Source organism: Actinoplanes sp. NPDC048791 (assembly GCF_040650095.1).
Lineage (GTDB): Bacteria > Actinomycetota > Actinomycetes > Mycobacteriales > Micromonosporaceae > Actinoplanes.
The window spans coordinates 1-1870 of record NZ_JBEZGQ010001361.1 but is presented as its reverse complement, the minus strand read 5'-3'; the positions used below and the strand labels follow the sequence as shown (position 1 = coordinate 1870).

1 protein-coding gene is annotated in these 1870 nt (G+C 69.2%); it reads left to right on the top strand.

Annotation, left to right across the window (positions count from 1 at the left end; all coding sequences use genetic code 11):
• Positions 1-144: 144 nt before the first annotated feature.
• Positions 145-1863 carry a cellulase family glycosylhydrolase gene (locus tag AB0C29_RS46315; protein WP_360834463.1) on the top strand — a complete coding sequence of 573 codons (1719 nt, stop codon included), beginning with the start codon at positions 145-147 and terminating at the stop codon, positions 1861-1863.
• Positions 1864-1870 lie beyond the last annotated feature (7 nt).

Below are 1870 nucleotides of genomic sequence, written 5' to 3'. Positions count from 1 at the left end.
GGACTACCTGAGCGGACAGGCGGCCGCGCTCCGGAAGGTTTTCTGACCGCGAAACACTGGATTTGGTTTCGTCGATGTTCCATGCTGTGCGTGGGAGCGCTCCCACCACTCTCCTCGTCGTCCCCCTTCGGAGGAAACCCGCGCATGATCTCCACCCGAAACAAACGGCGGCTCGCCGTGGCTGCGGCGGCCGTCCTCGCCGCCCCGCTGCTGTGGTTCGCCGGCACCGGCACCTCCTCGGCCGCGGCCGCCGCCCCGGCCGAGGACTGGTTGCACGTCAGCGGCAACCAGATCGTCGACGAAGCCGGCAACCCGGTCTGGCTCACCGGGACCAACTGGTTCGGCTTCAACGCCGGTGAGCGCGTCTTCCACGGACTGTGGTCGGCGAACCTCACCGAGGTCACCAAGTCCATGGCCGACCGCGGCATCAACATCGTCCGGGTGCCGATCTCGACCCAGCTGCTGCTGGAGTGGAAGGCCGGGCAGGCCGCCGTGGCCTCCGGCGTCAACACGTACGCCAATCCGGAGCTGACCGGCAAGACCACCCTGCAGGTCTTCGACGCGTTCCTGGCGCTCTGCCGCCAGTACGGCATGAAGGTCCTGCTCGACGTGCACAGCGCCGAGGCCGACAACTCCGGCCACAACCACCCGGTGTGGTGGAAGGGCACCGTCACCACGGAGAACTTCTACCAGGCTTGGGAGTGGGTGACCGCGCGCTACAAGAGCGACGACACGCTGGTCGCGATGGACATCAAGAACGAGCCGCACGGCGCGCAGAACGAGACTGTCCGGGCCAAGTGGGACAGCTCCACCGACGCCGACAACTGGAAGTACGTGGCCGAGACCGCGGCCAAGCGGATCCTGGCGATCAACCCCAAGGTGCTGGTGCTGGTCGAGGGCATCCAGGTGTACCCGAAGGCCGGCTCGACCTGGTCCTCGCCGAACACCAACCCGGACCTGAGCTCCAACTTCCACAACACCTGGTGGGGCGGCAACCTGCGCGGCGTCGCCGAGTACCCGATCAACCTGGGGGCCAACCAGGACCAGCTGGTCTACTCACCGCACGACTACGGGCCGCTGGTGTTCGACCAGCCGTGGTTCCAGAAGGCGTTCGACAAGGCCTCGCTGACCACCGACGTGTGGACGCCGAACTGGCTCTACGTGCACGACTCCGGCACCGCGCCGCTGCTGGTCGGCGAGTGGGGTGGCCGGCTGGGCCAGGACCCGCGGCAGGACAAGTGGATGACCGCCCTGCGGGACCTGATCGTGGAGAAGCACCTGCACCAGACGTTCTGGGTGCTCAACCCCAACTCCGGCGACACCGGCGGGTTGCTGCTCGACGACTGGAAGACCTGGGACGAGCAGAAGTACGCCCTGCTCAAGCCGGCCCTGTGGCAGTACGGCGGCAAGTTCGTCAGCCTGGACCACCAGGTCGCGCTGGGCGGCGCGGGCAGCACCACCGGCATCAGCCTGGCCGCCCGGTACGGCGGCGGCACCGACCCCACCGGCTCGGCCTCCCCGTCGGCGTCGGTCTCGCCCTCGGCGTCCACCCCGCCCGTGCCGTCCGGCACGTGCACGGCCACCTACGCCCAGACGGGTATCTGGTCCGGCGGCTTCCAGGGCGAGGTCACGATCAAGAACACCGGTACGGCGGCCACCCGCGGCTGGACGGCCACCTGGACCAACCCGGCGGGCACGGCGGTGTCCTCGCTGTGGAACGGCACGCTGACCACGTCGGGCTCGACGGCGACGGTCCGCAACGCCGCCCACAACGGCGCCCTGGCCCCCGGAGCGAGCGCCACGTTCGGCTTCGTCGGCACCGGTCCGGCACCGACCCCGGCGGTCACCTGCTCAGCGTCGTAGACCGTCC